Raw genomic sequence first — 2,803 nt, 5'->3', positions numbered from 1 at the left:
GCCTGTCCCCCGGAGCTCGGGCACCAGGACGTCCAGGCCGCGCCCGCGAATGGAATCGGCGAGGACCGACCACGCGGCCCTCCCCTCTCCCGGGTCGGGGAAGAGCAGGACGACTCCAGCCGCGGGCCCCTCGTGCCGATAGTGAGAGGCGAAGATCCGGTAGCCGTCCGGGCTCTGGTAGGTCACATCGAGACGGCCCCCGGGAGCGGCGGCGCCGGGTCCGCACAAGAGGAGGAGCGCGAGAAGGAAGAGGATTGGGCCGCGGCCCCGCATGACGTTCCGCCGGCCGGCGGACGGCCGTCGATGCGCTCGGCCGATCGGCCGAGGCCTCCTTCCCTCACCGCGAGCGTCGATCATGGAGCAGGATGACACCCAGAGGCTCGACACTCTCGCCTTCGATGAGGCCAGCGAGAGCTGGTTCGTCATGATCGGCCAGGCCCAGAGGATCGCTCTCGATCGCGCGACGCTGGAGGGCCTCGTTCGGCTCTACAACGGCATCCACACGGGCGCCCCGCTGCGGCTCTACGATCTGAAGAGCTTCGGACGGATCGAGGAACGCAATGCGAGACTCGGGGAGACGATCCGCGACCTGCATCTCAGAATCGACCGACTCGAGCAGAGCCGCCTCCGGCGCAGGATCCCATCTCTGTTCGCGCGATGGCTTCAGATCCTCGTCATCTCCCGGCCAAGACGAAGATAGGACGGCGCGGCCGCGCTCGAGACTCGCTCTGGCGCGCTCCAGGCTCCCGCCCCGCCCAAGGGGCGTCGGACCCCGCCGCGCGACCGCCCTCTTCTCGGAACTAGCCAACCCGCATGACCCTCTTCACATCCCGTCTTGATCGGAACCGGCGAGCCTCCTCGAGAGAGCATCGATCTCGTACGCCACCCGCGCCGTCCGGCGATGAAGCTGGACGAGGTAGACGCCCAGGGCCAGCCACACAAGGCCGTAGCCGAGGGCCAGATAGGTGAACCGGCTCCTCGCCTTCCGGCGCTCCGCGTTGAGATACTGCCTCTCGGCCGATGCGCCCCCCGCTTCGGCCCGATCAACCTGGGACAGGAGAACGCCCTTGCCCTCCGGCCGGGGCGACGCGGCCAGACGCGGGCCCGATCCCAACAGCAGGCAGAGGGTCAATCCCCACACAGCAAGGGGTTTCGAATGAAGCCTCATGATCGATCACTCCCTCCGCCCATCGCGGGGGCGATTTCCCGTTCCTCGATCTCCATGCGCAGGAGATCCCGGCCGGCGCGGAGTCTCTCGAGGGCGATCCGCCTCACCAGAAGAGAGACAAAGAGCAGCAGGATGGCGAGCATCGCAAGGAGCAGCGTGGCGCGCATCTCCGGCTCGAGCCCGCCGCGCTCCGTGATGAAGGTCGTCGGGTGCTGCGTCCTCCACCATCTCACCGAGAAGTAGACGATCGGAACATCGAGCGCCCCCAGAATTCCCAGAACGGCGGAGAAGCGGCGCATCCGGACATCCCCCTGCATGTATCCCCGCAACATCAGGTACGCGACATAGAGGAGCCAGAGGATCAGCGTCGTCGACAGCCGCGCGTCCCAGGTCCACCAGACCCCCCATGCGGAACGCGCCCAGACAGGCCCTGTCAAGAGAGTGATCGTGCAGAAGAGGAACCCGACCTCCGCCCCCGCGAGGGCGAGGCTGTCGAAGCGCCTGGATCCCGTCGCCAGGAAGGCGATCGATCCGACCATGACGACGACGAATCCGAGAAACGCCATCATCGCCGAGGGGACATGGAAGTAGAAGATCCGCTGCACGTCCCCCATCGTTCTCTCCGTCGGAGCGTAGAAGAGCGCCAGGAGAAACGCCGCGAGCACTGACACGACGGCGGCGATGTCGATGGCCAGCCAGGGCCCGCCCGGCGGACGCGCCTTCATCCGATTCACTCCTCCAGAATCTGCTCGAAGAGCAGAAGACCAACCGTGACGAAGATCAGGTCGAACGCCAAGATCAGCCTCAACCAGCCCCAGACTTGCCCGAGCGTCTCTCCGGCCAGGACGCCTCCGGTCGCCTTCACAGCGGCGAGCAGGACGGGGATCCAGATCGGATAGAGGAGAATCGGCAAGAGCATCTCCCTCATCCTGTTGCTGCTCGCCATGCCGGCGAGCAGCGTCCCGACGGCGGTCAGTCCGATCGTGGAAGCGAAGGTTACCAGCGCCAGCTCCGGCAGACAAGGCAACACCCTCACGCGCAGCAGGATCGAGAAGACCGGCAGGGTGAGCGCCTCGACGAGCGAGAGGAGCAGGAGGTTGCCGAGCATCTTCCCGAGGAAGATCGCGCTGCGATCGACCGGAGCGAGGAGGAGCGCCTGCAGGCTCCCCCGCTGGCGCTCCGTCGCGAAGGAGTGATTGAGTCCGAGCACGCCCGAGAAGCTGAAGGCGACCCAGAGCATGCCGGGCGCCGCTTCGCGGAGATCGACCCTCCGGGCATCGAAACAGAAGCCAAAGACCACGACGATGAGGAGCGAGAAGAGGGCCATCGATCCGATCGCCTCGCGGGTCCTCCATTCGCTGAGCAGGTCCTTCTTGATGAGCGCGAGGACCGCAGCGGCATAGCCGGCCATCCCCGGCTACCCCCCGCCCCCCGCGACGCCGATCCCGGCGTGCCGGCGGTAGACCGCCTCGAGATGGCTCTGGGTCAGGCCTTCCATCGGCTCCTCGTGGACGAGCTGCCCCCTGCGCATGATCAGGAGCCGCTCCGCCAGACCGACGGCGTGAGAGAGATCGTGGGTGGCCATCAAGAACGCGCCGCCCGCCTTCCGGAAGTCGATCAGGGACCTCTCGAGAT

At 66.9% G+C, this 2,803-nt stretch carries 5 protein-coding genes; 1 reads left to right on the top strand and 4 read right to left on the bottom strand.

The window, feature by feature from the left end; translation table 11 throughout:
• Positions 1-273, bottom strand: a 273-nt coding sequence (locus tag FJY88_13265) for a hypothetical protein (GenBank protein MBM3288296.1), incomplete at its 3' end; no start/stop codon positions are given.
• Positions 274-355: 82 nt separating this feature from the next.
• On the opposite strand from FJY88_13265, the gene FJY88_13260 reads away from it, so the two are divergent.
• On the top strand, positions 356-700 hold the full coding sequence (locus FJY88_13260) for a hypothetical protein (GenBank protein ID MBM3288295.1): 345 nt from the start codon (positions 356-358) through the stop codon (positions 698-700).
• A gap of 123 nt (positions 701-823) precedes the next feature.
• On the opposite strand, the gene FJY88_13255 is transcribed toward FJY88_13260, so the two are convergent.
• Genes FJY88_13255 through FJY88_13245 form a run of 3 tightly spaced genes read right to left on the bottom strand, consistent with a single transcriptional unit; the run spans position 824 to position 2,579 of the window.
• Positions 824-1,168, bottom strand: coding sequence for a hypothetical protein (locus FJY88_13255; GenBank protein ID MBM3288294.1), 345 nt, complete (start codon positions 1,166-1,168; stop codon positions 824-826).
• Positions 1,165-1,893, bottom strand: a complete 729-nt coding sequence (locus FJY88_13250; protein MBM3288293.1) for a cytochrome C assembly protein — start codon at positions 1,891-1,893, stop codon at positions 1,165-1,167. The genes FJY88_13255 and FJY88_13250 overlap by 4 nt, the downstream gene beginning before the upstream one ends.
• 5 nt (positions 1,894-1,898) lie before the next feature.
• Entirely contained in the window at positions 1,899-2,579 is a 681-nt protein-coding gene (locus FJY88_13245; GenBank protein MBM3288292.1) for a hypothetical protein, read from the bottom strand.
• Between the last annotated feature and the right edge of the window lie 224 nt (positions 2,580-2,803).

The sequence above is a fragment of the Candidatus Eisenbacteria bacterium genome, from assembly GCA_016867495.1.
In the GTDB taxonomy this organism is placed as follows: Bacteria; Eisenbacteria; RBG-16-71-46; order CAIMUX01; family VGJL01; genus VGJL01.
The sequence above is the reverse complement of the archived record's forward strand: the minus strand, read 5'-3'. Positions and strand labels throughout refer to the sequence as shown.